Annotated in this window: 24 protein-coding genes; 15 read left to right on the top strand and 9 right to left on the bottom strand. The window is 67.5% G+C overall.

Annotation, left to right across the window (positions count from 1 at the left end; translation table 11 throughout):
* Nucleotides 1–30 precede the first annotated feature (30 nt).
* Nucleotides 31–1,488, bottom strand: a complete 1,458-nt coding sequence (locus STRTU_RS26070; RefSeq protein WP_159746461.1) for an NsdA family TPR-like regulatory protein — start codon at nucleotides 1,486–1,488, stop codon at nucleotides 31–33.
* Nucleotides 1,489–1,766: 278 nt separating this feature from the next.
* Between STRTU_RS26070 and lipB the strand changes: the two genes are divergently transcribed.
* The 4 genes from lipB to STRTU_RS26050 all read left to right on the top strand — a co-directional run bounded on the left by lipB (nucleotide 1,767) and on the right by STRTU_RS26050 (nucleotide 4,852).
* Nucleotides 1,767–2,582, top strand: a complete 816-nt coding sequence (lipB, locus tag STRTU_RS26065) for a lipoyl(octanoyl) transferase LipB (RefSeq protein ID WP_159746460.1) — start codon at nucleotides 1,767–1,769, stop codon at nucleotides 2,580–2,582.
* A 150-nt stretch (nucleotides 2,583–2,732) separates the two neighbouring features.
* Entirely contained in the window at nucleotides 2,733–3,683 is a 951-nt protein-coding gene (gene lipA, locus STRTU_RS26060) for a lipoyl synthase (RefSeq protein WP_159746459.1), read from the top strand.
* Between the two features lie 211 nt (nucleotides 3,684–3,894).
* Nucleotides 3,895–4,122, top strand: coding sequence for an SCO2195 family GlnR-regulated protein (locus STRTU_RS26055; protein ID WP_159746458.1), 228 nt, complete (start codon nucleotides 3,895–3,897; stop codon nucleotides 4,120–4,122).
* 10 nt (nucleotides 4,123–4,132) lie between these two features.
* Nucleotides 4,133–4,852 (top strand): DUF4191 domain-containing protein, encoded by a 720-nt coding sequence (locus tag STRTU_RS26050; RefSeq protein WP_159746457.1) that lies wholly within the window; start codon nucleotides 4,133–4,135, stop codon nucleotides 4,850–4,852.
* 189 nt (nucleotides 4,853–5,041) lie between these two features.
* On the opposite strand, the gene STRTU_RS26045 is transcribed toward STRTU_RS26050, so the two are convergent.
* Nucleotides 5,042–5,509 carry an RDD family protein gene (locus STRTU_RS26045; RefSeq protein WP_167539202.1) on the bottom strand — a complete coding sequence of 156 codons (468 nt, stop codon included), beginning with the start codon at nucleotides 5,507–5,509 and terminating at the stop codon, nucleotides 5,042–5,044.
* A 403-nt stretch (nucleotides 5,510–5,912) separates the two neighbouring features.
* Between STRTU_RS26045 and glnA the strand changes: the two genes are divergently transcribed.
* The 4 genes from glnA (at nucleotide 5,913) to STRTU_RS26025 (ending at nucleotide 9,355) form a co-directional block, all read left to right on the top strand.
* On the top strand, nucleotides 5,913–7,322 hold the full coding sequence (gene glnA / locus STRTU_RS26040; RefSeq protein ID WP_159746456.1) for a type I glutamate--ammonia ligase: 1,410 nt from the start codon (nucleotides 5,913–5,915) through the stop codon (nucleotides 7,320–7,322).
* A 573-nt stretch (nucleotides 7,323–7,895) separates the two neighbouring features.
* Nucleotides 7,896–8,177 (top strand): hypothetical protein, encoded by a 282-nt coding sequence (locus tag STRTU_RS26035; RefSeq protein ID WP_159746455.1) that lies wholly within the window; start codon nucleotides 7,896–7,898, stop codon nucleotides 8,175–8,177.
* Nucleotides 8,178–8,195: 18 nt separating this feature from the next.
* A complete protein-coding gene (locus STRTU_RS26030) occupies nucleotides 8,196–8,342 on the top strand; it encodes a hypothetical protein (RefSeq protein WP_159746454.1) in 147 nt (48 codons plus the stop codon).
* A 140-nt stretch (nucleotides 8,343–8,482) separates the two neighbouring features.
* Complete coding sequence (locus STRTU_RS26025) at nucleotides 8,483–9,355, top strand: hypothetical protein (protein WP_159746453.1); 873 nt, start codon at nucleotides 8,483–8,485, stop codon at nucleotides 9,353–9,355.
* A 16-nt stretch (nucleotides 9,356–9,371) separates the two neighbouring features.
* Here the strand turns inward: STRTU_RS26025 and STRTU_RS26020 are convergent, their stop codons facing one another.
* From STRTU_RS26020 to STRTU_RS26005, 4 genes are all read right to left on the bottom strand, one after another.
* On the bottom strand, nucleotides 9,372–10,232 hold the full coding sequence (locus STRTU_RS26020; RefSeq protein ID WP_269777467.1) for a hypothetical protein: 861 nt from the start codon (nucleotides 10,230–10,232) through the stop codon (nucleotides 9,372–9,374).
* 33 nt (nucleotides 10,233–10,265) lie between these two features.
* Nucleotides 10,266–10,862: a hypothetical protein gene (locus tag STRTU_RS26015; RefSeq protein ID WP_159746452.1), complete on the bottom strand. Its 597-nt coding sequence runs from the start codon at nucleotides 10,860–10,862 to the stop codon at nucleotides 10,266–10,268.
* A 318-nt stretch (nucleotides 10,863–11,180) separates the two neighbouring features.
* The gene (locus STRTU_RS26010; RefSeq protein ID WP_218039317.1) at nucleotides 11,181–11,765 is read right to left on the bottom strand and encodes a peptide deformylase; all 585 of its coding nucleotides are present in this window, start codon (nucleotides 11,763–11,765) and stop codon (nucleotides 11,181–11,183) included.
* Nucleotides 11,762–12,733 (bottom strand): helix-turn-helix domain-containing protein, encoded by a 972-nt coding sequence (locus STRTU_RS26005; protein ID WP_159746451.1) that lies wholly within the window; start codon nucleotides 12,731–12,733, stop codon nucleotides 11,762–11,764. Before STRTU_RS26005 ends, STRTU_RS26010 begins: the two co-directional genes overlap by 4 nt.
* Before the next feature lie 140 nt (nucleotides 12,734–12,873).
* On the opposite strand from STRTU_RS26005, the gene STRTU_RS26000 reads away from it, so the two are divergent.
* From STRTU_RS26000 to STRTU_RS25980, 5 genes are read left to right on the top strand one after another with little or no spacing between them, the layout of a single operon-like run.
* Nucleotides 12,874–14,031, top strand: coding sequence for a glycosyltransferase (locus tag STRTU_RS26000; RefSeq protein ID WP_159746450.1), 1,158 nt, complete (start codon nucleotides 12,874–12,876; stop codon nucleotides 14,029–14,031).
* Nucleotides 14,028–14,732: a hypothetical protein gene (locus STRTU_RS25995; RefSeq protein ID WP_159746449.1), complete on the top strand. Its 705-nt coding sequence runs from the start codon at nucleotides 14,028–14,030 to the stop codon at nucleotides 14,730–14,732. The genes STRTU_RS26000 and STRTU_RS25995 overlap by 4 nt, the downstream gene beginning before the upstream one ends.
* The gene (locus STRTU_RS25990; protein WP_159746448.1) at nucleotides 14,729–15,964 is read left to right on the top strand and encodes a glycosyltransferase; all 1,236 of its coding nucleotides are present in this window, start codon (nucleotides 14,729–14,731) and stop codon (nucleotides 15,962–15,964) included. Before STRTU_RS25995 ends, STRTU_RS25990 begins: the two co-directional genes overlap by 4 nt.
* On the top strand, nucleotides 15,958–16,833 hold the full coding sequence (locus STRTU_RS25985) for a glycosyltransferase family 2 protein (RefSeq protein WP_159746447.1): 876 nt from the start codon (nucleotides 15,958–15,960) through the stop codon (nucleotides 16,831–16,833). The genes STRTU_RS25990 and STRTU_RS25985 overlap by 7 nt, the downstream gene beginning before the upstream one ends.
* A gap of 39 nt (nucleotides 16,834–16,872) precedes the next feature.
* A complete protein-coding gene (locus tag STRTU_RS25980) occupies nucleotides 16,873–17,403 on the top strand; it encodes a P-loop nucleotide/nucleoside kinase family protein (protein ID WP_159746446.1) in 531 nt (176 codons plus the stop codon).
* Between the two features lie 121 nt (nucleotides 17,404–17,524).
* On the opposite strand, the gene STRTU_RS25975 is transcribed toward STRTU_RS25980, so the two are convergent.
* Nucleotides 17,525–19,723, bottom strand: a complete 2,199-nt coding sequence (locus STRTU_RS25975; RefSeq protein WP_159746445.1) for an ATP-dependent nuclease — start codon at nucleotides 19,721–19,723, stop codon at nucleotides 17,525–17,527.
* Nucleotides 19,724–20,314: 591 nt separating this feature from the next.
* On the opposite strand from STRTU_RS25975, the gene STRTU_RS25970 reads away from it, so the two are divergent.
* Nucleotides 20,315–20,764: an SRPBCC family protein gene (locus tag STRTU_RS25970; RefSeq protein ID WP_159746444.1), complete on the top strand. Its 450-nt coding sequence runs from the start codon at nucleotides 20,315–20,317 to the stop codon at nucleotides 20,762–20,764.
* A 78-nt stretch (nucleotides 20,765–20,842) separates the two neighbouring features.
* On the top strand, nucleotides 20,843–21,712 hold the full coding sequence (locus tag STRTU_RS25965) for an Fpg/Nei family DNA glycosylase (protein WP_159746443.1): 870 nt from the start codon (nucleotides 20,843–20,845) through the stop codon (nucleotides 21,710–21,712).
* Between the two features lie 76 nt (nucleotides 21,713–21,788).
* Here the strand turns inward: STRTU_RS25965 and STRTU_RS25960 are convergent, their stop codons facing one another.
* Both STRTU_RS25960 and STRTU_RS25955 read right to left on the bottom strand, forming a co-directional pair.
* On the bottom strand, nucleotides 21,789–23,603 hold the full coding sequence (locus STRTU_RS25960; protein ID WP_174878925.1) for a choline/carnitine O-acyltransferase: 1,815 nt from the start codon (nucleotides 23,601–23,603) through the stop codon (nucleotides 21,789–21,791).
* Between the two features lie 186 nt (nucleotides 23,604–23,789).
* A complete protein-coding gene (locus tag STRTU_RS25955; RefSeq protein WP_159746442.1) occupies nucleotides 23,790–24,659 on the bottom strand; it encodes a HalD/BesD family halogenase in 870 nt (289 codons plus the stop codon).
* Nucleotides 24,660–24,793: the final 134 nt, after the last annotated feature.

Here is a 24,793-nt window from a genome sequence, read left to right as displayed (position 1 = left end):
CGGGGCCGGGCCGGGGGCCGGGGCCGGGGGTCACCCCAGCGCCGCCACCCGTTCCTGGTACCCCCGGACCGCCGCCGCGTCCCGGTACGGCTCCAGTCGGCGCTCGAACTCCCGGACGTACTCATGGGCCCGTACGGACCGCATCTCGGAAGCCTGGAGCGCCGCCTCGGCCCCCAGCGTGCAGGCCTGCTCCAGCTCGCCCAGGCCCAGCCGGGCGGTCGCCAGCACCACCCGGCAGAAGAGCCGGCTGCGGGCGAACCCGGCCGCCCGCAGCTGGAGGGAGCGTTCGGCGTGCTGGGAGGCCGCGCGGTACTGCTGGAGATCGCGGTGGCAGTGCGCCAGCTCGTCGGCCAGCTGCGCCTCGTCGAAGAAGCGCGCCCAGTACGGGGTGTCGTCGCCGGGGCGGACGGTCTCCAGCGCCCGCTCGGCGCGGGCCAGCGCGGCCGTACAGGCCCGGACCTCGCCCAGGACGCCATGGCCGCGGGCCTCCGCGGAGTGCAGCAGCGCCTGCACCGTGGGCGGTGCGCTGCTGCCGATGCCCTGCTGGGCGACGCGCGCCAGCTGGACGGCCTCTCTGCCGTGCCCCAGATAGACGGCCTGCCGGCTCATCGTCACCAGGACGTAGGACCCGTACGCCCGGTCGCCGGCCGCCTGGGCCAGCCTCAGGGCCTGGACGAAGTACCGCTGCGCCAGGCCGTGGGCCGCGATGTCGTACGAGGTCCAGCCCGCCAGCCGGGTCAGATCGGCGGCGGCGGCGAACAGCCGGCGGCCGGTGGCCTCCCCGTAGCTGCCGCGCAGCATCGGCTCGGCCTCGTGCTCCAGATAGCGCACCAGGGCCTGCCGGGCGTGGCCGCCGCCGTAGGCGTGGTCCAGCGCCCGGAACAGCTCGCCCACCGAGCGCAGCGCCGCGATGTCGCCGGAGGTGACCCGGGAGCCCTGGGTGCGGTCGACCCGGTCGTTGTGGCGCTGGCGCGGCACCATGGCCCGACCGCCCTGTGCGGGCACCCGGACCGCGCCGTCGGAGACGGTCTCACCGCGGGCGACGCGTTCGTCGGCGCGGCCGATCAGCCAGTCCCGGCTGGGCACCACCAGCCCGGCCGGGGTGAAGGCGATCTTGCGGAGCTCGGCGTGGCTGCCGGAGTCCTTGCGCCACAGGCCGCTGACGATGTCCACCGCCTCGCTGGGGGTCGCGGCGAACTCCAGCCCGGCGTAGACCGGCGCACAGGCGTCCAGGCCGAGGTCCTGGGCGGACAGCCGGCGCCCCAGCCGGCGGGTGAACACCTCCGCGATCAGTGCGGGGGTGGTGCCTCTGGGCTGCTGGCCGCGCAGCCAGCGGGTCACCGACGTCTTGTCGTAACGGAGGTCGAGTCCGTGCTCGATACCCAGCTGATCGACGCGTCTGGCCAGCCCGGCATTGGAGAATCCGGCCTCGGCGATGAGCGCGGCGAGCTGGCGGTTGGGCGTGTGGTGCGGGGGTCGTTCCGTCATCAGCTTTACCGGTCTCCTGCCTTCCGGGCCGCACTGCCGGGTTCGGCGGACCCTGTCCGGCATGCTCATCGCCCTTGTGGAACGGCGTGAATGTAACGGCCTTCGGAGGCCCGATCGCGGCGTGTGACCCGCGTTCATCCGATCGTGTGAGCAGGGACGTACCGGCCGGGACACCCCACCGCCTGCGGAAACCGGAGACGGCCGCCGTACAGTGGCATGGGCGCGAAGTGGCATCAACGTTGCAGCACCGTGCAACGAAGGTTCGAAGAGGAGCTGCCGTGACTGCGATCTCTCGGGGGGAGACCCCCGCACCCGAGGGGCTGCACTTTGTGCATCTGGGCTTCGGCGCCGAGGCCGTGGAGTACGAATCCGCCTGGCAGGAGCAGCGCCGGGTGCATGCCGCCCGGTTCGCCGACGAGCTGCCCGACACCTGTCTGCTGCTGGAACACCAGGCCGTCTACACCGCGGGGCGGCGTACGTCCGACGACGAGCGTCCGCTGGACGGGACCCCGGTCGTCGACGTGGACCGCGGCGGGAAGATCACCTGGCACGGGCCCGGCCAGCTGGTGGGCTACCCCATCCAGAAGCTGCCGCGCCCGGTTGACGTCGTGGCCCATGTCCGCCGCCTCGAAGAGGCGCTGATCCGGGTCTGCGCCGAGTTCGGCGTCGAGGGCACCCGGGTCGAGGGCCGCAGCGGGGTGTGGGTGCTGGGCGACCCGGTCGAGGAGCGGGCGGCGCTGGGCGGGCTGAACCTCGACTTCGACCCGCGGGTCGCGGACGAGCTCTTCGATCCGCGGCTGAACGGTCCGGAGTACGCGCCGTCCAACGCCGGCCAGCGCCGTGAGGACCGCAAGCTCGCCGCGATCGGCATCCGCGTCGCCAAGGGCGTCACGATGCACGGCTTCGCGCTGAACGTGAACCCGGACAACACCTCGTTCGACAAGATCGTGCCGTGCGGCATCCGGGACGCCGGCGTGGCCTCGCTGGCCAACGAGCTCGGCCGCGAGATCACCATCGCCGAGGTGCTGCCGGTGGCCGAGAAGCATCTACGGGACGTACTCGAAGGCGCCGAGCTGCTCCCCCGCGCGGTCTGAAGGGGGCGCCGGTCATGCCTCCCGTGGACCGCCGGGAATGCACCCCCGCCATACGGGGTTGCATGGCACGTAAAGACGTGCGAATCAACGGGCGTACTCTGGTGTGCGCCGCAGAATCGAATGCCGCGTAAGCAGAAAGGGGCGCCGGTCGTGTCCGCAGTCGCACCCGACGGACGCAAGATGTTGCGTCTGGAGGTCCGGAACAGCCAGACCCCCATCGAGCGCAAGCCCGAGTGGATCAAGACCCGGGCGAAAATGGGTCCCGAATACAACCACCTCCAGGGCCTGGTCAAGAGCGAGGGTCTGCACACGGTCTGCCAGGAGGCGGGCTGTCCCAACATCTTCGAATGCTGGGAGGACCGCGAGGCCACCTTCCTCATCGGCGGTGACCAGTGCACCCGCCGCTGCGACTTCTGCCAGATCGACACCGGCAAGCCCCAGGAACTGGACCGCGACGAGCCGCGCCGGGTCGCCGAGTCCGTGCAGACCATGGGCCTGAAGTACGCCACGATCACCGGCGTCGCGCGCGACGACCTGGACGACGGCGGCGCCTGGCTCTACGCCGAGACGGTCCGGCAGATCCACGCCACGATGCCCGACACGGGCGTCGAGCTGCTGATCCCCGACTTCAACGCGGTGCCCGAGCAGCTCGCCGAGGTCTTCTCGTCCCGCCCGCAGGTGCTGGCGCACAACGTCGAGACGGTCCCGCGGATCTTCAAGCGGATCCGCCCCGGCTTCCGCTACGAGCGCTCGCTGGAGGTCATCTCCAAGTCCCGCGAGGCCGGTCTGGTCACCAAGTCCAACCTGATCCTGGGCATGGGCGAGACCCGCGAGGAGATCAGCCAGGCGCTGCAGGACCTCTACGACGCGGGCTGTGAGCTGATCACGATCACCCAGTACCTGCGCCCGACGGTGCGGCACCACCCCATCGACCGCTGGGTCAAGCCCGCCGAGTTCGTGGAGCTCAAGGAAGAGGCCGATGAGATCGGCTATGCGGGTGTCATGTCCGGCCCGCTGGTCCGCTCCTCCTACCGCGCCGGCCGCCTTTACCAGCAGGCCGTCGAGCAGCGCGAGGTCGAGGCGTCCAGTCAGGCGGTTTGACGCTCCCGGCGCGCCTTCTTGTGAAGCGTGGCACATGCTGATGACGCGGCCCGCACTCCCCCAGGACGGGGGGCGTGGGGGCCGCGTCAACGTTTCATCGGTGTTTGACCGGCAGGTCATCCGTTGGTAACACCTTTCGGTGACGATGGATGCACGCACCGCTCCCGCACCTACCCCTGCTTCTCCGAACAGATCAGAGGGAGTCACCACCATGCAGGCCGCGCCGCTCCGCGCCACCCCCGCCAACCCCGCCCTCCCGCTCCCCTCGGTCACCGGCGCCCTGCGTGCCGTCGAGGCCGTGCTGATGCGTGGCGGACAGCGCACCGCCCGTCGTAACGCCTGGACGTCGGTCCTGGAGGACCGCCGCCGCGCGAAGGACCGCCACGAGGCCGAGTACGTACTGGAGGCCGCGGCCACCCGCCGTCCGCGCGCCACGTAGACTGCGCTGTATGGCGAGGAAGGTAAACGCTGAGGGCGCTGTCGGCGCTGCCGGCGCTGAGAACACCGGGCGGCTGAAGCAGATCGCCCTGACCTACAAGATGACCCGTCGGGTCGACTCCAAGGTCGGTCTTGTCGTCGCTGGTGTAGGCATCGTCGTATTCGGCGTTCTCCTTGCCATCGGCTTCGCGATCGGCCACCCCATCTACGCGGGAATCCTGGGCTTCGTCCTGGCCTTCCTCGCGATGGCGATCGTCTTCGGACGGCGCGCCGAGCGAGCTGCCTTCGGGCAGATGGAGGGCCAGCCCGGTGCGGCGGCGGCCGTGCTGGAGAACGTCGGCCGCGGCTGGACGGTCACCCCCGCGGTGGCCATGAACCGCAGCCAGGACGTGGTCCACCGTGCCGTCGGCAAGGCCGGCATCGTGCTGGTCGGCGAGGGCAACCCGAACCGGCTCCGCGGCCTGCTGGCCGCCGAGAAGAAGCGGATGGCACGCACCGTCGCCGACGCCCCCGTCCACGACATCATCGTGGGCGACGACGAGGGCCAGGTCCCGCTGAAGAAGCTCCGTACGACCCTGCTGAAGCTGCCGCGCGTACTGCCCGGCGCGCAGGTGACGGCCGTCAACGACCGCCTCAAGGCCCTGGGCGACCTGATGAGCAACATGCCGGTCCCGAAGGGTCCGATGCCGAAGGGCATGCGGATGCCCAAGGGCGGCGGGAAGATGCGCTGAGGGCGCGATGGCCTGCGGCCGACGGCCGCTCGAATGGCAACTGCTTGATGGCATGACAGCGCCCCGGGGCTTTGGCTCCGGGGCGTTTGGTGTGTGGTGCTGGTGTGTGGTGCGTGTGTGGGGGCGGATGTCGACGGGCCCCACCACCTGCCCCCGCCCCAGATACGGACAGATACGGACCCGAACGGCTCAGATACGAACCTGTACGGCGCGCGTGAGGCGATCGTGCAACCCGCGGCCGTCCCGGTCCCAGACCACCGCCGGAATGACCACCACCAGCAGCACCGTACGCAGCACGACCCGCGGCAGCGAGATCCGGCCACCACCCTCGGCGATCACCCGCAGGCCCAGCAGCCGCTTGCCCGGCGTAAAGCCGACCGTGCCGACCGTCAGCACGCTGAGCACCGCGAAGACCACCAGCGCCCAGTTGCTCGCCGCCTGTGCCTTACCGCCACTGAGCAGGCCGTAGGCGATAAGCAGGCACAGCGCCCAGTCGATGAAGAGCGCGGCGAAGCGCCGCCCGGGGCGCGCGATCGAGCCCGACCCCTCCTCCGGGAGCCCGAGCTGCTGCCCGCGGTATCCGAACTCGACACCCATGTCCTCGGCTGCCGCGCGAGGCCCGGAGATCCACGATCCGATTGCTTGCCTGTTGTCCACCCGACAACGGTACTGCGACCGCATACGTTCCCTTCGCGGAGGTCCTGACAGGGCACAGGGGGCCTGACAACAGGGCACGCGGGCCCGACGGCGGGCGCGGCCGCCACGGGGACGGCGGGAAGCGCGCAACGGGGCGCGACGGGGCGCGACGGGCCGCCCGGGAGGAGCCAGGACACCCCGCCCGGCCGCCACCGGGATGCCCGCCGGCAGCCGCCCGGAACATCCCTCTTTGGCGCACACTGGGAGGTATGGGCGGCCGTCGCCGGTTAACCTCGGCGAAACAAATGGGTCATGCTTGGGAAATCCCGCCTGCCTATGGTCGGGCATCGCGCCACCGCACAGGGTCGCGTTCCGAGTAGCAATCCCGCGTCCGCCGACCGGTGACCGGGCTAGGAGGAGTTGGATGTTCCAGAACGCCGACGAGGCCAAGAAGTTCATCGCGGACGAGGACGTGAAGTTCGTCGACGTCAGGTTCTGCGACCTGCCCGGTGTGATGCAGCACTTCACGATCCCGGCGAAGGCGTTCGACCCGGCCGAGGAACTCGCCTTCGACGGCTCGTCGATCCGCGGCTTCCAGGCCATCCACGAGTCCGACATGGCGCTGCGCGCGGACCTGTCGACGGCTCGTGTGGACCCGTTCCGTCGCGACAAGACCGTCAACATCAACTTCTTCATCCACGACCCGATCACGGGCGAGCAGTACAGCCGCGACCCGCGCAACATCGCCAAGAAGGCCGAGGCATACCTCGCCTCCACCGGCATCGCGGACACCGCGTTCTTCGGCCCCGAGGCCGAGTTCTACGTCTTCGACAATGTCCGTTTCGAGACGAAGTCGAACGAATCCTTCTACCACATCGACTCCGAGGCCGGCGCCTGGAACACCGGCTCGGAGGAGAACAACCGCGGCTACAAGGTCCGGTACAAGGGCGGCTACTTCCCGGCCCCGCCGGTCGACCACTTCGCCGACCTGCGCGCCGAGATCTCCCTGGAGCTGGAGGCGGCCGGCCTTGAGGTCGAGCGCCAGCACCACGAGGTCGGCACGGCCGGCCAGGCCGAGATCAACTACAAGTTCAACACCCTGCTCGCCGCCGCCGACGACCTGATGCTCTTCAAGTACATCGTCAAGAACGTCGCCTGGCGCAACGGCAAGACCGCGACCTTCATGCCCAAGCCGATCTTCGGTGACAACGGCTCCGGTATGCACGTCCACCAGTCCCTGTGGCAGGGCGGCAGCCCGCTCTTCTACGACGAGCAGGGCTACGCGGGCCTCTCGGACACCGCCCGCTACTACATCGGCGGCATCCTCAAGCACGCCCCGTCGCTGCTGGCCTTCACCAACCCGACGGTGAACTCCTACCACCGCCTGGTCCCCGGCTTCGAGGCCCCGGTCAACCTGGTCTACTCCCAGCGCAACCGCTCCGCGGCCATGCGTATCCCGATCACGGGCTCGAACCCCAAGGCCAAGCGCGTCGAGTTCCGCGCCCCGGACCCGTCCTCGAACCCGTACCTCGCCTTCTCCGCCCTCCTCCTCGCGGGCCTGGACGGCGTCAAGAACAAGATCGAGCCGGCCGAGCCGATCGACAAGGACCTCTACGAGCTCGCCCCCGAAGAGCACGCAGGCGTCCCCCAGGTCCCCACCTCCCTCCCGGCCGTCCTCGACGCCCTCGAAGCCGACAACGAATACCTCCAGCAGGGCGGCGTCTTCACCTCCGACCTCATCGAAACCTGGATCGACTACAAGCGCACCAACGAAATCGCCCCGATCCAGCTGCGGCCGCACCCGCATGAGTTCGAGCTTTACTTCGACATCTAAAGATCATGGTCGGCCGGCCTGGGCGGGAGCCCTGGAAACATGCCGTGACCTGCGAGAACTCTGCTCAGTAGTTCTCATCGTCACTACTTGCTTTCCACCCCCTTGTGCACCGCGTGTGCACCGGACGGCCAATCCTCTGACTTGGTGTCAGAAACGCTGCGAGGGCCGCTACTCCGTAATCGGGGTAGCGGCCCTCGCTGGTTCGCCCAAGCTCTGTACCGCGCCAGCCTCCTTGGCCTCACAATGATGAGCCGGGTCGGTGACTTGCGGGGATCTTCCCCGTGGAACGGTGACCTGGCCCTTGCCTATTGGGCGACGGTTTCCATCAGGTGTCCTGCGGACTGCGCGGACAGTTAACCCCCTCCGGCCAGCGCTTCCTGCCGCGGGCTGCTGAGAGCTCGTAACACGATCTTGCATCACCTGACAGCAGTTGCCGCCGGAGCTGGGCTTCGGATACGGGCAGACCCACTAGCAAAGGCTTGGCCGCTGGCAGGAGGCTGGGGTGTTCGAGGCCCCGCATCGCAGACTCCTGGCCGAGTTGCACGCGGCCGGGCGGATCGACTGGACGCGCGCATGCGTGGATGCCTCCTACGTGCGCGCGAAAAAGGGGGCGAGGCCACGGGCCCGTCCCCGGTCGACCGCCGCAAAACAGGCAACAAGCACCCCCTGATCAGCGACGGCGACGACATTCCCTTCCACGTGATCACCACCGCTGCCAACGTCAACAACGTCACGCAGACCCTCACACTGATCGACAGTGTTCCTCCGGTCGCCGTCCGGGCCGGACAACCCCGCAAGCGCCCGGACGCCCTGCGGGGCGACAAGGACTACGACAGCAACCCCCATCGCAGTTAGCTGCGCAAACGCCGCAGCATGCCGGTCACCTCCAGCCGGGATGAACCCGACATTATCGACCTCGGCAAGCTCCGCTACGTCGTCTACCAGACCTTCACCCAACTCCACCAGTTCAAGCGCCTTGCCGTCCGCTGGGAACGACGTCTCAATCCACAGGCACCGTGATCATGTTACGAGTTTCCAAACAGTCCCTGCCTTGCTGAATTAAGGCATCGGAGGCGTTCGGGCAGCGCCTTATTGATCAAAACTGATTACTTGCAATCAAAAGCGCAGAGCTCAAGTGTCGGTGACTTTAAGATCAGAGGATGACTATCGCTATGGCAGAGCCGGAGGAGCCGGAGGGAAACTTCGTCTCGCGAATCGTCAAGGTAACCCCCGAAATTGCGGCAACTTTCCTGTCCCGGGATTCAGTCAATAGACGACTGGACATGGGGCAGGTGAGATCCCTGACGGAGACCATTCTCCGTGGTGAATGGAAGTTGACTCATCAGGGAATCGCCTTCGACGAGACCGGTGCACTCCTCGACGGCCAGCATCGCCTCCATGCGATTATCGAGGCCAACACTCCCGTAGAGATGCTCGTCTTCGACGGGGTGGCGAGAGAAGTTTTCCCGGTTCTCGACACCGGAAAGCGTCGGAGTGCAGCGGATACGCTGTTGTCGACCGGCGCGAAATACCTGCACCTGCTTTCCTCCACCATCCGTCACGTGATTCTCTTCAAGACGATGCCGAACGATCCCTGGAGCGGTGCCCGGGCTCACGTATCGAACGACCGGATCCTAGCCGCATACAACGAGGATAGAGACAGGTACGGGGAGGCGGTGACCATCGGTCGTGAGCTTTCCAAGCACCTGTTCGCGAGTCAGACGGCGGCGGCGGTGGGGTTTTTCGTGACCACTGATGTGGCGCCTGCCGCGGATATCGACGAGTGGATTTCGGGTCTCAAGTCCGGTGCGAGTCTGGATCCTGGCGATGCGAGGCTCGCTCTGCGAGAGGTGCCGAGGGACACACAGAAGCGGGGTTCCAAGCGCAGGATGGGCATGCGGGACCAGGTGGCAATCTATATCAAGGCATGGAACTCCTGGGTTGAGCCGGAGAAGGCCAGCGAATTGCGTCTTCGGCGTTTGAGAAAGAGGGAGAAGATGCCGATTCCGGTCGAGGTGAAATTCGAGCGCTAGGAACGCGTTGGAGATCTCAGGGCAGGTCGCTGCGAACAATCACCTTGCCGGCCTCCCCCAGCACGGCTACCTCCCGGCCCAGGGACTTGGCGAGCCGCTCGACAAAATCGCGCGAAATCGAATGCGAGGAACCATCTGAACTCTGCGCTACAATGACTACGCTCTCGCCTTCCCAGGAGGAGCGGACGGCCTCCCAGCCGATCTTTGCGAATGACGACGCAATGAACTTCTCTTCGCTGATCCGGCGAATTTCCCGAGACGGCCGCCTCGGTGCCCCGTCCGCCCGTAGCTCGTATCTTTCGATCTCCGCCATGCGGTGATCGAGCTGTCGAGCAATAAGGAGGATCTCCTCCGTCATGTCCGCTTCGGATCGCTGCACCGTGTTCGAGAGGTTATCCCTCGACGAAATTACACTGATGCTCCGCATTTCGTTCTCGAACTCCGGCCAACTTCTCTGGAAGGCGCGTTCCAACCTTTCGCGCGGGATTGCCAGGCCGACCGAGGCGTCATTGAGGTCGAAAAGAAGCTTCTGTACGTCGTCTTTGCTATCCCCGATGACGGCCTGGAACTGACTGAGAGGGCTGATGAGATCGGTCGTTTTCATGCCGATTAAGAACGGGACGACATAGCCACCCTCGACTTGCTTGGAAAGGGCCCCGGCCTCAAAGTTAATCCAAGTGGAAGACTGATTCTCCGGGGTTGTGCAGATGATCCCAAAATTTGTTTCAGAAAGCTCGTCGGTGATCTCTCGAACCCCTCTCCTCCCTGCGGAAATGTCCAGACTAGAGAGCCAGGGGTTGATGTATTGGAGGACGTCCGGTAACCAGGACCACAGAGCTTCGGCGGTCTTCTTGGAGCGCTCTCCTGACCAACTCAGAAATACCTTGATAGCGATCTCCTTCCATTTTGGTCAGCGGGCTGATTGATTGAATTCGAATCGACCGACCTCACGCGCCGCCTTGAGCAGGAGCGCCTGTTCCGCCTTCAGCAATCCGTACGACTCACGGACGTAGGACAGGAACCTGTTTCCTGGATGGCGAATCAGGGTGGATTTGCTTGGTCCGACTCCGTCCCAGTTCGCCAAAAGGGCGTCATAGGTGGCTGCGTGCGCGCAAAATTCGAGGATCACGGGCGGCATTTCTCCCCCGATGATCAGGTCACCCCGGGCGGTGATGATGTCCCGCATCTTCTGGGCCGTCGGGGCGAACACTGCTTCTACCCACATGCGCCACCGAGCCTCCTCCAGTTCCGGCAGCGGAATCTCGGTCGGGCCTACACCAATAGGCAGAATGTAGCGCCTACAGTACTCTCTCCACGCCTTCTCGTTCGTTTCCGTTAGAACGAGCAGTGGGCCATAGAGGTCTTTTAATTGACTGCTCACCCGGTCGATTCGCGCTTCCCTCAAAGATCTGCGAGTCTCCCCTTGATGGTTCAGCCAGTAAGCCATGATGGCAATCAGGATGCTGGTACAGGCCGTTACCATTGCTGCGATCATCGAAATCTCCATGGCGCCGCTTCGTGCGATATTGAAGCATGGGGCAGGAGCATCTCGCCACCTTGCGAACAGTGATAGCCTCGGCATGCAAAGTGAAAGTCGCGAATAATTAGTCGTACTATTTTCCGACTGTTACTGCAATGGTCCCATTCTGCCGCGATGGCGGTTGCATGGTCCGCAAAGTCTTTCGAGTCACCCGAAAAGCTCGCAACACGAACATGCGATGGCCTTCTTGAGGCGTCGCCCGTCGAGACGGCCTCCCCGACGGACGGCGAGGCGCTTGAACTGGTGCAGGAGTGCAACGGAGTATGGGCAACTCCCTAACTACCATCACGCTTCCGGTCGGGCTGTGCCGTCATAAGCCCATGCCTGGCCGGTCTGCCGGTACTCCTCCACGGGGATCGGTGCGACACCAGTCCGCATGCGGGCGGTGTAGAGCAAGCCATCGAGGTGGTCGACCTCGTGGTGGATGAGTCTGGCGAGGCCACGCTCGTACACAGTGGTCACGGTCTCGCCGGCCAGGGCGGTGGTCTCGACAGTGATCTTCAGGGGGCGCGGGACGAGGCCGCGAACGTCGAAGAAGCTCAGGCAACCCTCGTAGTGCTCGTCCACCTTGCCGGACCGGGTGGTGATCTTTGGGTTGAGGAGGATGATCGCGGGTGCGTCGCCAGGCGGTTGTACGACCGCAGCGGCGCGTGCGATACCGATCTGCGGGGCCGCGATACCCATTCCCTTGGCGAAGGGGTGGACCTGGCCGATCCGTTCCATGGCGGCGAAGAGCTCGTCTGTGATGCGCTCTGCCTCGTCGCGTTCGGCGGGCAGGTCGAAGGCGCGGGCTGGTTCGGTGAGGATGCCGGCACCGTGTTGGACGACGCCGAGGTCTCGCATCTGCTGGCTGGGCCGCACGTCAATCACCTGAACTCCCCTTGATCTGAGTCGCGTTCGGTCCGTGCCCGAAACCGCCACTCCAGACGGTACCGAGCGTGCAGGGCCGGTGTAGTCGTGATCCACGTGAATTGCCGTAGTTCACCGTCGTCGCTGCGGACGGGAGGGGTTCGCAGCGGGGAGGCTTCGGCGGTCATGGAAGTCTCGGTGCCCCACACGACGGGGTCAAGGGCGGCAGGGAAGGCGAGCTGGACTTCGAGTTGTTCGGTGGGCAGGCGGACGGCTCGCTGGAACCAGTTGCCCCACTTGTCATCGCCGACGGTGTAGGCGTACTCGATCCACACGGACTCGCCGGGGTAGAGGGGGAAGCGGCCGTGCTCGTTGTCGAACAGCAGCCACACCTCCTTGAAAGCGTCGCGGTCGTGCTTGGCCTGCCACCGCATCGCCTCGCCGCGGCAGGTGGCGGTGAGGTCGAGTTCGTCCCAGGTCAGCGGGTGGGCTCGGTAGTGCGCGTTCGATTGCTCAGGGTCGCCGGGGTAGCGGTCCACGGAGATACGGATCAGGTAGCGGGTCACCGGTTCCTCGCCGGTGTTCCGCAGCCGTCGGCGCATGGTCAGCCGGTACGAGGTGCCGTCGTACTGGAGCCGTGCCGCGTCGTGTTCGACGACGAGGGCCGATCCGGTCGCATACGGCTGGTCGGGCCCGCGCTGGGCGGGCGGCGCCGCCGGCCGCCGGTTACGAGCTTTTGCCTGCTCATAGTCGCACCAGCGTCTCCAGATCGCCTTCCCGGCGTTCAGTGCCTCGTCGGCGAGACGTGAGAACTCCTCGCTGGGCTTGTGGCGGCCCGACTCCACGTGGCTGACGTAGGACGGGTCGAAGCCCATGGCCAGCGCCAACGCCCTCTTGGACATGCCGCGTACTTCCCGCCAGCGCGCCACCTCGGCTGCGTAGTCCTCGGCCGCCTGCTCGGCGGTGATCTCCTCGCCTTGCGCTTCCATCGAAGCCCCGCGTCATCGTTGGTGAGCATGAATGAACCGTGAGTGATCCAAGTTCACCATCCCGTCACGGCCTACGTCGCCGCTTTCCTTCCCTTACTGGCCCGGATCGACCCCCGGGCGGATGAAGGAGGCGAAGCACCATGCGCGTGCTCTACTTGCTCAACATCTCCAACCCCGACCGGCTTTCGGCCGACTCAGGGTGGATCTTCGCGGACCTGCTTGCCCCAGCGCTGGCGGATGCCGGAGCGGAGGTGACGGTCGCGGCCCCGGCTCCGGCCGGGGATGCACGCTGCGGATTCCACCGGACGAAGGTGCCGGGGACGAAGTACCGGGCCCGCTTCTCCGCGGACATCGACGAGCTGGTGGCACCGATCCGGGCGGAGAAGCCCGACGTGGTCGTGGCCAATCAGATCGAGGAGGCCCCGGCGATCCGCACGGCCTTACTGGAGGCCGGATCCAACGCCCTACTGGCCGGCTACTGCCACTACCTGCCGTTCTCCTTCACGGGCGGCGGCCAGCTTCAACTCGACCCGTCCCTGAACGACGCGGCGCTCGGACGGCCGGTACTGCTGGCGTTCGCTGCCGGACTGGCCGCCTGTGACCGAGTGCTGGTCCACTCCTCCACGGCGGCGTCCTGGGTGTCGGCGGCGGCCGCCCGGACCACTCTGGACCTTGGCGGGAAGCTGCGAGTGGTGCCTGCCCCGCGTGACGAGCGTCTGGTACGCGACCCCGCCACCACGCGGCCCGCCTCCGGCGCCGGGGCGATCGGCGTCTACAACCACCGGCTGTACGCGCACTACGGCACCGGGCAGTTCGTGGACCTGGCCCGCGACCTGGTCGCGTCCGGCACCGTCAAACTGCGGGTCATGGACCTATTCGGCCAGCGCCGGGCGGAGCGCAAGGGTCTGGACGACAGCCCCGAGAAGATGCGTGACCAGCTCGCCGCCCTGCCGCACGTGCAGGTCGTCTCCGACCGGGGCGACCGCGTCCGCTACAAGGAACTCCTGGCCGGCGCGCGCTTCGGCATCGCCCCGTTCCGGCCGGGCTGTCCCTGGTCCATGAGCGTGATCGACTGCCAGGGCATGGGCCTTCCGGTCATCTCGCCCCGCCTTGGCTGGCTCGCCGAGCACATCGACCCCGAGCTGTGCTTCACCACCCCGGCCGAGGCCGTCGCCTTGGCCGAACGGCTCGCCACGGACACCGAATTCCATGCCCTGCACGCAAAGCGGGCTCACACCTCCACCGCCGACTTCACCCCCGCCCTGATCGCGGCCCGCTACCTGGAGGCCGTCTCGTGAACAGCTTCGACGCGGTTCTCCTCTCGTACGACGAGCCGATGGCCACCTCTCTGCACTCCCGGCTCCAGCGCACGCTCGGCGGGGCGGTCAAGCGTCTGCACGGCGTACACGGGATGCGTCGGGCCTACCGTCTGTGTGCCGAGGTCGTCGACCACGAGCAGTTCTTCCTAGCCGACGGAGACTTTGCCATCGACACCGGCTTCGACCCCGCCTCGGTGGAGCCGCTGGACGAGGGCGCGTCGATGCGGGTGTGGCGGGCGGTCAACCCGGTCAACGGTTTGACCTACGGCTACGGCGGGCTCAAGCTCATCCGCCGCAGTGCCCTGCGCGAGATGGGAGAGGCCGTGGATGTGCTCGCCGCCCTGCCCGGACGGATCGAGTTCGCCCAGCAGACCGCGGGGATCACGAGGTTCAACCAGAGCCCCTTCCACGCGTGGAAGGCCGGTTTCCGCGAGTGCGCGATGCTCGCCCGCGGCAGCGAGTACGGGATGGCCGACGACGACGCCCGCCGACGGGTGGAGGCGTGGACGACCAGTCACAGCGGCGAGTTCGCCGCCTACGCGGCCACCGGAGCCCGGGATGGCGTCGCTTTCGCCCGCGAAGCCGCCTGCGCCCCGCAGCGGTTCGGCCATCTCAATGACCCTGCCTGGCTGCGGGCCAGGTTCACCACCGCCCACGGAGACCAGGCGGTGGCCGGATGACCGGCCCGCTCGTTCTCATCGAGCCGTACGCGAACCGCCTGGGCGGGCATCACCAGCGCACGCTGGTAGTCCTCGCCAGAGTCCGACCCGGCAGCCTGGTCATCGCCCCGCACGGGATTGCAACCGAGACGGTCGACGCCCTGCGTGAGGCGGGGGCCCGGTTGGTCACCGGACCGTCTGGGCATCAGGCGTGCGTCCTGCTGGTCGCCTCCCGGCTGGCAGCCAGCATCTCCGCGGCCGGACAGCGATTGCTCCGGTCGCGCCGCTGGCCCCGCCGGATGCGGCGGTTGCCGCACCAGGTCACCCTCATCGCCCGCTGCCTCACCGAAGGGGCAGCGTTGCGGACCGCGCGTCGGCTGGAGTCCCGGGCCGACGCGGTGGTGATCCTGACCGCCAGCGAGGCTCTACACGGAGCTGCCGCCCTCCTGGGTGACCAGCCACACCTGCGGTTCGTCCACGAGGCGGTCACCGACGAGGACGCCGTCGTGCGGATGCTCGGCCGGCTCGCCCGCCAGGGCGAAGGGCGGGTGATCGCGGTGTATCCGACACAGGCTGTCGCCGACCAGTTCGCCGCGGCCTTCCCCCGCCTGCCCGCCGTGGTCGGCGGCTTCTCGGTCGATGACGGCCACCGCCTGACCGCAGGCGAACGCGAGGGCGGCCGTGCCGCGTTCGGCATCCCCTCCGCCGAGGCCGTGGTGTGCCTCGTGGGCGGGTGGTGGCCCTACAAGGACATCGCCGTCATCGACGCCGCCCTGTCCCGGCTCAAGGAGCCCCTGCACCTGGTGGTCACCGGTTTCCCACTCGACGAAGCCCTCCTCCAGCGGTGGCGAGCCCAGCCCGGCCTGCGGGTGCACACCGTGCCCGGCCCGGTCAGCGAAGCCGTACTGCGGCTCGTGTACGCCGCCGCCGACGCCGCCCTCGTCACCCGCCACCGCGGGACCGGCAAGGAGTCCGGGCTCGCCATGGACGCCGCCCGCCTCGGGGTTCCCCTGGTCGTCTCCGACCACGACCCCGCCCTCACCGCCCGTCTTCGCAGCCAGCCTTGGGCCCTTACGTTCCCCGCCGGCGACCCGGCCGCCCTCGCCGAAGCTCTGCATACCGTCGTCCGCCAGCCACCTCCGCTGCCCGGCCCCGAAGCTCCCGGCCTGCTGGGGATGCGATCGGCCGCCGAGCAGGCCGGCTTCCTCACCCGAACCTTCTCCTCACTGTGTACGAAGGAGTCCCGATGCTGAGCACCCCTCCCGCGCTGATCGCCATCGTCGGCCCCGTAGAACCCGCCCTGCTGGCCGCCTGGGTCCGCCACTACCGGTGGCTGGGTGTCGAGCGATTCCTGATCGCCTTCCACTTCCCCGAGCACGTGCCCGACCAGCAGCGGCACGAACTCCAGGCCGCCAGCCGCGAACTGGGCATCATCCCCACCGGCACCAGCACCGGCCCGTGGCACGAGCGCACCAACACCCAGCTCAGAGACGCCCTGCGGCACCGGGCCGGCCCGGGCTGGCACCTGCTCGCCGACGCTGACGAGTTCCAGCAGTACCCCGCCCCACTGGGTGAGGTGATCGCCCAGGCCGAGAAGTCCGGGCACCGCGTGGTGGGCGGCCTGATGCTCGACCGGATCTCCGCGAGCGGGCGCCTGACCGGCTGGCGGCCCGAAGGCGGACTGGACCTCGCCTATCCCCTCGGCGGGCACCTCACCCACCGACTCCTGCACGGAGACCCGCGCAAGATCGTGCTCGCCCGCCACGATGTCACCGTGGCGGGCGGCAACCACAGGGCCCCTGGGCACCGGCCGGATGCCGACCGCATCTGCGCGGTTCACCACTTCAAGTGGCGCTCGGGCGTCCTGGATGACCTCCGCCGCCGGGTCAAGCACTTCTCGACCGGCACATGGCAGGAAGAGACCCCGTCCGTGCGCGACGAGGCCGGCCGCCTCCTGTCGCACGTCGGCCGACACGGCGGCGTGATCAACACCAGCGATCCGCGGTTCGCTTTCCGCCGGGTGAGCCTGGACCGCATGCCGTTCAACTGGCCCAGCGAGGCCCGCAGCATCGTCACGGCCTGGCGACCGCACGTCGCGCACCAGCAGAATTGGAGACAATGAAGGCGCCCACGCACAGCTCCTCGTGGAAGGGATGACCGCGTGCCCCTCGCCGTTCTCCTGGCCGGTATTACCGGCTCCGGGAAGACCACCGTCGCCCAAGCCCTGGCCGACCACGGCTACACGCGACTGTCCGTGGACGAGGAGGTGCACCGCCTCCACGGCCGATACGGCGTGGACTATCCCGAGCACACCTACTTCGAGCGCGAACGGCCCGTGGTCGAGGCGGTCCGGGCACGGTTCGTCAAGGAGCTGGAGGCCGGGAACGACGTCGTCCTGGACCACGGGCTGTGGCGGCTCTCAGAGCGCGACGCCTGGCGTCAGGCTGCCCGCGAAGCGGGCGGCTACCCGGTCGTGGTCTACCTCCCTGCCGGCAGGGAGGAGCTGCTGGGACGCCTCGCCGAGCGCAACCAGCGCGAGGACGCCAACGCTCTCACCGTCACCCCCGAAGCCCTTGACGACTTCTTCGCCCGATTCGACCCCCCGGGCGACGATGAAGAGGTCATCGTCTGTACCGGAGACCTGGACGCACTCGTGGTGGCGCTGTCTTCGGTCAAGCACAGGCAGGGCTGAAGCAGGCCCGCTCACGGCTCGATATCACCGACCATGGCGTGGTCCGCCACGCGCTTGGCGTTGGCTGCGATCGCTGCTCTGCTCGCGCACTGTCGTGGGCACGGGCTGAGGTGCGGACACGTTACCCGTTGCTCGCCGTCGCTTGGTGGGGAGCCTCAACTGCTGCTGGCTGCAGTGGTGACGTCCCAAAGAAAGCCTCGAAGATGAAATCGAACTCGCAAGCTGTCGTTTCCTCGAACACGGGCAGCCCACGAATGGCCTCGGCGGTTGTGTAGCGCTCGCAGAACGTGCGGGCCCGGTCGTTCTTATTGTTCGACTCGTTTACCTGGAGCTCGGGGTAGTACGCCTCGATTGCCCCGCGCTCCCAGACGTAGACGTCCTCGTGACGAAGCATCCGCAGCAGCTCCAACTTCATCTTCTTCAGCTCCGGATCTTTGGCTTCTGCGAGGATCCGTCGAGCGGCGCCGGAAGCGGAGCGGGCGAAGAACGCTCTCACTGCTGCATCCACTTCCTCGAACTCGCATAGCCCTCGGGCGTACTCTTCGCTCTTGAGCTGCGCATGCTCCCACAGAGCGCGTGCGCTGCCGCTTTTGCTGAGGCTCTTGAGAGTGCTAGCGGATACGTTGACGTCCTCGTCCTCCACCAGTTCGTTGACCTTAGTGACAACCCGGTCACGCAATCGGTGACACTCGTCGCTCGCACCAAGTTTGTCGAACCCGTCGAGCACGGCGTCCAGGTCCGCGACGACCGCGACTCGCATCTCGAAGCGCTGGAAGAAGCCGCGGTACCGCTCGATGCTGCCTTTGCCTTCGACCTTGGCGATCGCCGCACCGTGCTTGTCGAAGTCCCACCGCGGGCTGAGGGTACGCGCGATGTGAGGGATGAGAGTGCGGTCGCTAGGGCCTTCCACGAGGAGCACTGAGGTGGCGAAGAAAGCTGCCTCGTTGTTCTCGTGCGTGATGATCTCGAACTGATCGCGGGCGTCCATGTCTGACAGGTCGATCACACAAGTCCGGCTGGCTGGCGGTTCCAACGTGTGGTCCTTGACGACCTTCACAAAGGTGCCGGTCACGCCGGGCGCACAGAAGGCCGACGAGTGTGTGCTGACCAGCACATCGTTGAAGCCGGAGAACATGGTCAGGGCCTCGAAGAGTTTGCGCTGTGCCTGCGGATGCAGAAACACCTCGGGCTCCTCGAACAGCAGCAGAGAAGGCTGCTGGGCGCTGTCCGACTGGGTCGGCTCTGCGGTCTTCAGGTCTACGTAGGCGCGCAGGAGGGCAAACGCCACTGACCGACGCAGGCCGTCGCCCTTGGTCTTGAACGGGCCGCTGATGCCGTCGTTTACAGCGATCTGCGCCTCTTCCAGCAGGCTACGCAGGCGCGGCGGGGGAATCTCCAGGCGAACGCTGGCACGAGGGAAGGAGTCCTGGAGGTTTCGTTGGATCAGCGACTCGATCTTCCGTACCTCCGGCAGCCGACCGTCCGACTCGCTGCCGTCCTCCCGTGAAACGACGTTCAGCTGGTTCCGAAGCTGTTCGAAGGAGGCTTCCAGTTGCGGTAGTTGATGCTTGATATCTCCGAACAGGATGGACAGCAGACGTCCGAATGTCGCTGTCGAGGTCGTCTTGAGATCTTCGTTGAGTTCCTTCACAGCCGGGATGTAGATCGGCTCTGGTAGCAGCGGAGCAACCGACTTGTCCAAGCCGGTCATCAGCGGATCGTCGCCCGTGGTGTATTCACTGTCCTTGAGATTAGCGACGTCTTCGTCCCATTGCCGTCTCACAGCAGAACGGGTGATCTTGCCGGAAAGTTTGGCGAAGATCCCCGGATAGGTGCGCTGGACGTTCGCCTCAAGCTCCTCGGCAGAGATCTTGGGCCTGATTACCTCCTCCAAAACCTTCTTATGGAAGCGCGGGTCGCTCGGGACTTTCCGGACTACCTTCATCGAGCCCTTGCCGACTCCCTCGTACGTCCGCACCAGGGTGAGACGTCCATCCTCAACCACAGGCCCGATACGTGAGCGGTGACCGTCCTCAAGACGCTGCAGATCTGCCGCATCGACACCGGCGAAGCTGAGCTGGATGCGGATGGGTCGCGCCGGGTTCAAGAAGTCGGTGTCGACCGCAGATCCTGAGCGAAGGAACATGTTGAGGGCCTGGAACACCGAGGACTTCCCAGCATTGTTCTCGCCGATGAGGCAGCCGAACCGGGAGAAGGGCATGTCCACGTGGCTCAGCCCGCGGAAGTTATCAATCCTGATGTGTTCGAGGCGCATGGTGCTCCAGAGGATTTGAGCCGAGCGAACATCGTAGAAGCGCACGTGCCATTGGCGCAGGAGTTAACCGAAGTCGACCGATGCGTCGGAAGTGAACAGGTGCTGACCCTGGGAAGTCGGAACTCAAGGCAACTGACCTAGTCGCGGGCGACCGGACTGTAACAGCGCGATCACCCACCGCACCGGGATAACCCGCAGCCTGTCCTGCTGCGCTCACACCGAACGGGCGTCGCGCCGGACCGAGTTGGCGGCGTGGTCACCTATCCGACGGAGGGGCCGGGATCGCCCTTCTAAGATCGGACCCGATGCCCTCTGACTGTCCGCCAGGGCCAGTGATCGATTGCCGCCGTGGTGTCGGCGGGCGGCAGTGAGAGATGTTCGACTTCGGCCTGGAGGTCGTCGGCTGCCTCCGGACCGGCAAGGTGGCTCCCAATGGGCAATTGCTGCAGTTCAAGGGCTTGCCCAACCTGCACTTCGACACCTAAAGGGCGCGGCGGCCCCGGGTGCGCACGGGGTCACAACCACAACTTGCACTGCCGTCAGGTGTGACAGCGAGGGTCGCCATCTCCAGCAGGAGGTGGCGACCCTCGCTTGTGCGCCTGCGACTTCGGAGAGCGGGGCGTCTAGGGTGAGAGGGTGGCGAATTTCGAGGTCGTGACAGTCGTTGCCGCACCCCCGGACCAGGTGTTCGCGGTATGCCTGGATGCGCAGGCGCACACCCGCTCGATGGCCTCGTCGTCGGAGCGAGCGGTCGACGGCAAGACCAGCGGCGAGTTGTCGCTCGGTGACACAGTGACCTTCCAGGCTCGGCATTTCGGCCTGACCTGGCGACTCAAGGCCCGTATCACCGCATACGACCGGCCCCGACGGTTCGTGGACGAGCAGGAGTCCGGGCCCTTCAAGCGATGGCATCACGCCCACCACTTCGAGCCGGACGGCGCCGGTGGCACCGTGATGAGGGACGTTATTGACTTCGCCTCGCCTCTGGGGCCGGTCGGGCGCATCGTCGACAGAATCCTCCTGAGCCGGTACATGCCGCACCTCATCAGAGTCCGCAACGCCTACCTGGCCGGCACTTTCGGCTGAGGAAACACTCGGCTCACAACAGCCCTCTCCCCTCCCCCTCGGCACTCCGATTGACCCGTTTCGAGGCAAACTGGAGGTATGCCCGAGTTGCCAGAGGTTGAGTCGCTGTCGCGGTTTTTGGGTGAGCGGCTGGTCGGCCGTTCCGTTGCCCGGGTGTATGCGGTTGCCGTCCATGCGCTCAAGACCTACGACCCGCCGGTCACCGCGCTTGAAGGCCGGACGTTCGACGGCGTGACCCGGCGCGGGAAGTTTCTCGATCTTCGGGTCGGGGAGCTGCATCTGGTCCTGCACCTGGCCAGGGCGGGGTGGGTGCGGTGGAGTGACAGGCTGCCGGTGGTGCCGCCGCGGCCCGGGAAGGGGCCGTTGGCGCTTCGGGTGCGGCTCGGGCGGCCGGATGACGGGGCGGGGTTCGATGTGACCGAGGCGGGGAGTCAGAAGCACCTTGCGGTGTATGTCGTACGGGATCCGCGGGAGGTGCCGGGGGTGGCGCGGCTGGGGCCGGATCCGCTCGATGAGGGGTTCAGTCTGGCGGACTTCGGTGCGTTGTTGGACGGTGAGCGGCGGCAGATCAAGGGGGTGCTGCGTGATCAGAGCGTGCTCGCCGGGATCGGGAACGCGTACTCGGACGAGATTCTGCACACCGCCCGGATGTCGCCGTTCAAGTTGGCGGCGAAGCTCTCCGAGGAGGAGGTGGAGCGGCTGTACGCGGCGGTGGGCAGCACGCTCAGGGAGGCGGTCGAGCGGTCCCGTGGACTTGCGCTGAAGGATCTCAAGGCGGAGAAGAAGAGTGGGCTGCGGGTGCACGGGCGGAAGGGGGAGCCGTGTCCGGTCTGCGGGGACACGGTGCGTGAGGTGTCGTTCAGTGATTCGGCTCTGCAGTACTGCCCGACCTGCCAGACGGGTGGCAAGCCCCTGGCGGACCGGCGGCTGTCCCGCCTACTGAAGTAGCTGAAGAAGCTGACGAAGGTGAAGTAGGTGAAGTAGGCGAGCGGGGGGTCGGCGGCCGGTCCGTCAGGGGCGACCGTCAGTCCCCGGGGCCGTCGGTCGCGAGCAGCTCGCGTAGTTCGGTTACCGCCTCGCGGAGCCGGTCGGCGAAGGTCTGCATCTGGTCGGCCACCGCCAGCGGGGTGCTCAGGTAGAGGTGGAAGCGGTCCGGCAGCAGGACGTAGGCGACGCCGATGCAGCGGCTGCTGGTGGAGCCGAAGCCGAAGTACTGGATGTTTTCGGATGGGGCGGAGCTGGTGCTCAGGTAGTCGTCCCGCATGGTCAGCCAGCCCGGGGTCCGGTAGAGGGCGGGCTGTTCGGTGACGCCGAGTTCCGCGCCGCGGCGGCGCTGGATCAGCTCCAGTTCCCACAGGTGCTGCTCGGGCGCGTCACCGGCCTGGCACTCCTTGGCGCGTGCCACATGCTTCGCCGCGGCGGCCCGGAAGGCGGTCCGGCGGGCGTCCGGGGAGGCCGTCGGGTCCTCCATCGCGGCGACGAACGCCTGGATCTCCGGGGTGACCACGCGCATCGCCTCGGTCCGGCCGTGCCGCCACTGGCGGGTGGCGATCGACTCGTACGTGGCGCCCAGCCGTCCCTTGGCGCGCTGGTGGGCCAGTTGGTAGGCGAGCTGGACGAAGGCGTCCGGGGAGGAGCCCAGCGCCTTGGCGGTGGTGCTGCCGAAGTCGTCGAAGGAGACCGTCCGGGTGGCGGTGTGCGCCCCGTACTCCGCGAAGGCGTCGGCGGCGGAGCGCACCTGTGCCCGGAGGGTGTCGTCCAGCTCGAAGATGACCGGCTCGACGGACGGGAGTCCCTGGGAGCGGGCTCCGGACCGGCGGGCGTGTTCCTCGGCCGGGGCGCTGAGCAGGGCGTCGGTGAAGCTGAGGATGGTGGTGCCGTCCAGCTCGCAGTGCTCGACGTTGATGCCCGCCCGGCCGTCCGCGAAGACGATCAGGGAGACGGCCTTGTCGAACCAGCGGTTGCCGCGGTCGCCGTACAGCAGCTGGTCGCAGGCCTGCTGGGTGTCCTCGGGGGCGAAGTCCTCCAGGCAGAGGCAGAAGAGGGCTGTCTCGATGTCGTCCAGCGCCTCGGCGTTGCGGGGGTGGCGGGTGCGCAGGGACTCCCGGGCGGCGGCCCACTCCGCGCGCGCCATGGTGGTGAGATGGCCGACCGAGGTGCCGGCCGCGGCCGGTTCGGCGCCGGCCTTCTGTACGGCGCGCAGGCCCGCTTCGAGGTCGTCCAGGCTGTGCGGGACACCGTCCGCGCCGAGCACCTCCATCCGGAACATGTTGCCGCGGTGGAAGACCACGATGTGCCGGGCGCCGGAGGGGCCCGGCCAGGCGTCGGTGTAGGGGCTGCGGACGGTGTCCTGTGCCGCTCCGGGGATCCGGGTGGCGGAGAACAGGTACTTGTTCTGGACCATCGACTGGGGGACGCCCCGCTGGACCACCGGAGGGATGCTCTCCTGGTCGAGTTGGCGCTTGTAGCCGACGGCGCCGGCGATGAGTCCGGCCGCCCGCTCCAGCTGCGACTGCGGCTGCTCGGGGGCGGGGTCCCGGAACAGGAAGAAGAAGTTGGCGTTGAGGGCGATCCGGTCCCGGCGGCCCAGGTAGCGGTACGGCCAGAAGGTGTCGAGCCAGCTGTGGACGCCCTCGGTGGCGTCGTACTCCTCCAGTGCCGTGTGCAGCACCCGGCCGGGGCCGCCGGGGCGGAGGAAGGCGGCCACCTCCGCCTCGGTCGCAGCCCGCTCGTCGGCGGTCAGCAGCGGCGCGCACCAGGCGAGGAACCTTTCGCAGCTGGCTTCCAGTGTGGGCAGCGGCACCCGCGGGAGGCTGTCCTCCTGGGCGAAGGTCGTCATGGCGGCCCTTTCCTGACTGTTATTCAATTCTGCTCTCTCGATTCGGGTCGTGGGGAGCTGTGCTGTCGCTTGTTCGGGGAGCTGTGCTGTCACTTATTCATGGTCGCGCCGTCACTCGCCGTGTACGTCATCCCGTGGGGTGGGGCGCGGGGAGGTTTCGGGGCGGCGCGGGGTCCGGGCCGTCCGCTAGTCCAGCAGCTGGTCGCCCCGTACGGCGCGGCCCTCGGCGGCGGTGTGGGCGGGCAGGACACGGCCGAAGAGCTGGCGGGTGCGGGCGACGCTGCCGATGACGCCGGGCCGCTCGCTGTAGGCGAAGATCGCGGAGTGGCGCGCGGTTTCGCCGTGCACCGGACTCACCCGGTGGAGCGAGTAGCGGCCCTTGAACAGCTGGAGGTCGCCGGGGTGCAGCGGGAGGCGGCGGATCAGCCGCTCGCCCCGGCCGTCCAGGACGTCCCGGACGTCGTCGAAGCGCTCGTCGTGGGCGGAGCGGATGTTCGGGCAGTACTCGAAGACGCCGCCGTCCTGCGCCTCCCGGGTGAGCATGCTGACGGTGAACTCGTTGGTGTCGAAGTGCCAGGGGTGCTCCATGCCCGGGGCGACGACATTGAGCACCAGCCCGGAGAGCGGGTCCGCCAGCTCGTGCAGCCGCGGCAGGCCGAAGCAGCGGGCCAGGAAGTCCTGGAACACCGGGTCGGCGTAGAGCCGGCTGATGAGGGAGTCGGCCGGTACGCGGTCCCGTGGGACGAAGGCGTTGCCCCGCTGGAAGGTGCGCCGGCCGGGGTGGCCGGCCGGCAGGGTGGAGTCCACCGCGATGTTGTAGACGTTGACCGTTTCGACGTCGAAGTGCGCCTGGGGGGCGATGGCGGCGCACTCCTGCTCCAGCGCCTCGCGGAGCGCCGGGCGGATGAAGTCCGGCAGCACGGTGCAGCCGAGCGTCAGGAGTTCGTGCCGGGCCCGGGAGATCACGGCCCGTCCTCCGGCGCTGTCGGGTTCCGGCAAGGGGTACCGGGCGGTGTCGACCACCTGGTCGAGTGTGAGGGCTTGCGCAGTGCTCATTCGATCCTCTCCACATGCGGGCAGACCGTCGGTAACTCCACTGGGGAGCAGCACAGTTGAAGCTCCCACAGCGTCGCCGGGTTGTCTGTGACACGTCGCACTGTGCGACCCGGCAACTGCGCGCCGTGCGGTGG

Source organism: Streptomyces tubercidicus (genome assembly GCF_027497495.1).
Taxonomy (GTDB): domain Bacteria; phylum Actinomycetota; class Actinomycetes; order Streptomycetales; family Streptomycetaceae; genus Streptomyces; species Streptomyces tubercidicus.
This window is presented reverse-complemented; position numbering and strand designations above follow the sequence as displayed.

Bases quoted from the DNA above. Each gene is read 5' to 3' on its own strand.
- STRTU_RS26070 (WP_159746461.1), bottom strand. From the start codon at position 1,488: ATGACGGAACGACCCCCGCACCACACGCCCAACCGCCAGCTCGCCGCG.
- STRTU_RS26025 (WP_159746453.1), top strand. From the start codon at position 8,483: ATGACTATCGCTATGGCAGAGCCGGAGGAGCCGGAGGGAAACTTCGTC.
- STRTU_RS26030 (WP_159746454.1), top strand. From the start codon at position 8,196: ATGCCGGTCACCTCCAGCCGGGATGAACCCGACATTATCGACCTCGGC.
- STRTU_RS25965 (WP_159746443.1), top strand. From the start codon at position 20,843: ATGCCCGAGTTGCCAGAGGTTGAGTCGCTGTCGCGGTTTTTGGGTGAG.
- STRTU_RS25985 (WP_159746447.1), top strand. From the start codon at position 15,958: ATGCTGAGCACCCCTCCCGCGCTGATCGCCATCGTCGGCCCCGTAGAA.
- STRTU_RS26035 (WP_159746455.1), top strand. From the start codon at position 7,896: ATGCGTGGATGCCTCCTACGTGCGCGCGAAAAAGGGGGCGAGGCCACG.
- STRTU_RS25990 (WP_159746448.1), top strand. From the start codon at position 14,729: ATGACCGGCCCGCTCGTTCTCATCGAGCCGTACGCGAACCGCCTGGGC.
- STRTU_RS26005 (WP_159746451.1), bottom strand. From the start codon at position 12,733: ATGGAAGCGCAAGGCGAGGAGATCACCGCCGAGCAGGCGGCCGAGGAC.
- STRTU_RS26055 (WP_159746458.1), top strand. From the start codon at position 3,895: ATGCAGGCCGCGCCGCTCCGCGCCACCCCCGCCAACCCCGCCCTCCCG.
- STRTU_RS26050 (WP_159746457.1), top strand. From the start codon at position 4,133: ATGGCGAGGAAGGTAAACGCTGAGGGCGCTGTCGGCGCTGCCGGCGCT.
- STRTU_RS26015 (WP_159746452.1), bottom strand. From the start codon at position 10,862: ATGGAGATTTCGATGATCGCAGCAATGGTAACGGCCTGTACCAGCATC.
- STRTU_RS26000 (WP_159746450.1), top strand. From the start codon at position 12,874: ATGCGCGTGCTCTACTTGCTCAACATCTCCAACCCCGACCGGCTTTCG.
- STRTU_RS25955 (WP_159746442.1), bottom strand. From the start codon at position 24,659: ATGAGCACTGCGCAAGCCCTCACACTCGACCAGGTGGTCGACACCGCC.
- glnA (WP_159746456.1), top strand. From the start codon at position 5,913: ATGTTCCAGAACGCCGACGAGGCCAAGAAGTTCATCGCGGACGAGGAC.
- STRTU_RS25960 (WP_174878925.1), bottom strand. From the start codon at position 23,603: ATGACGACCTTCGCCCAGGAGGACAGCCTCCCGCGGGTGCCGCTGCCC.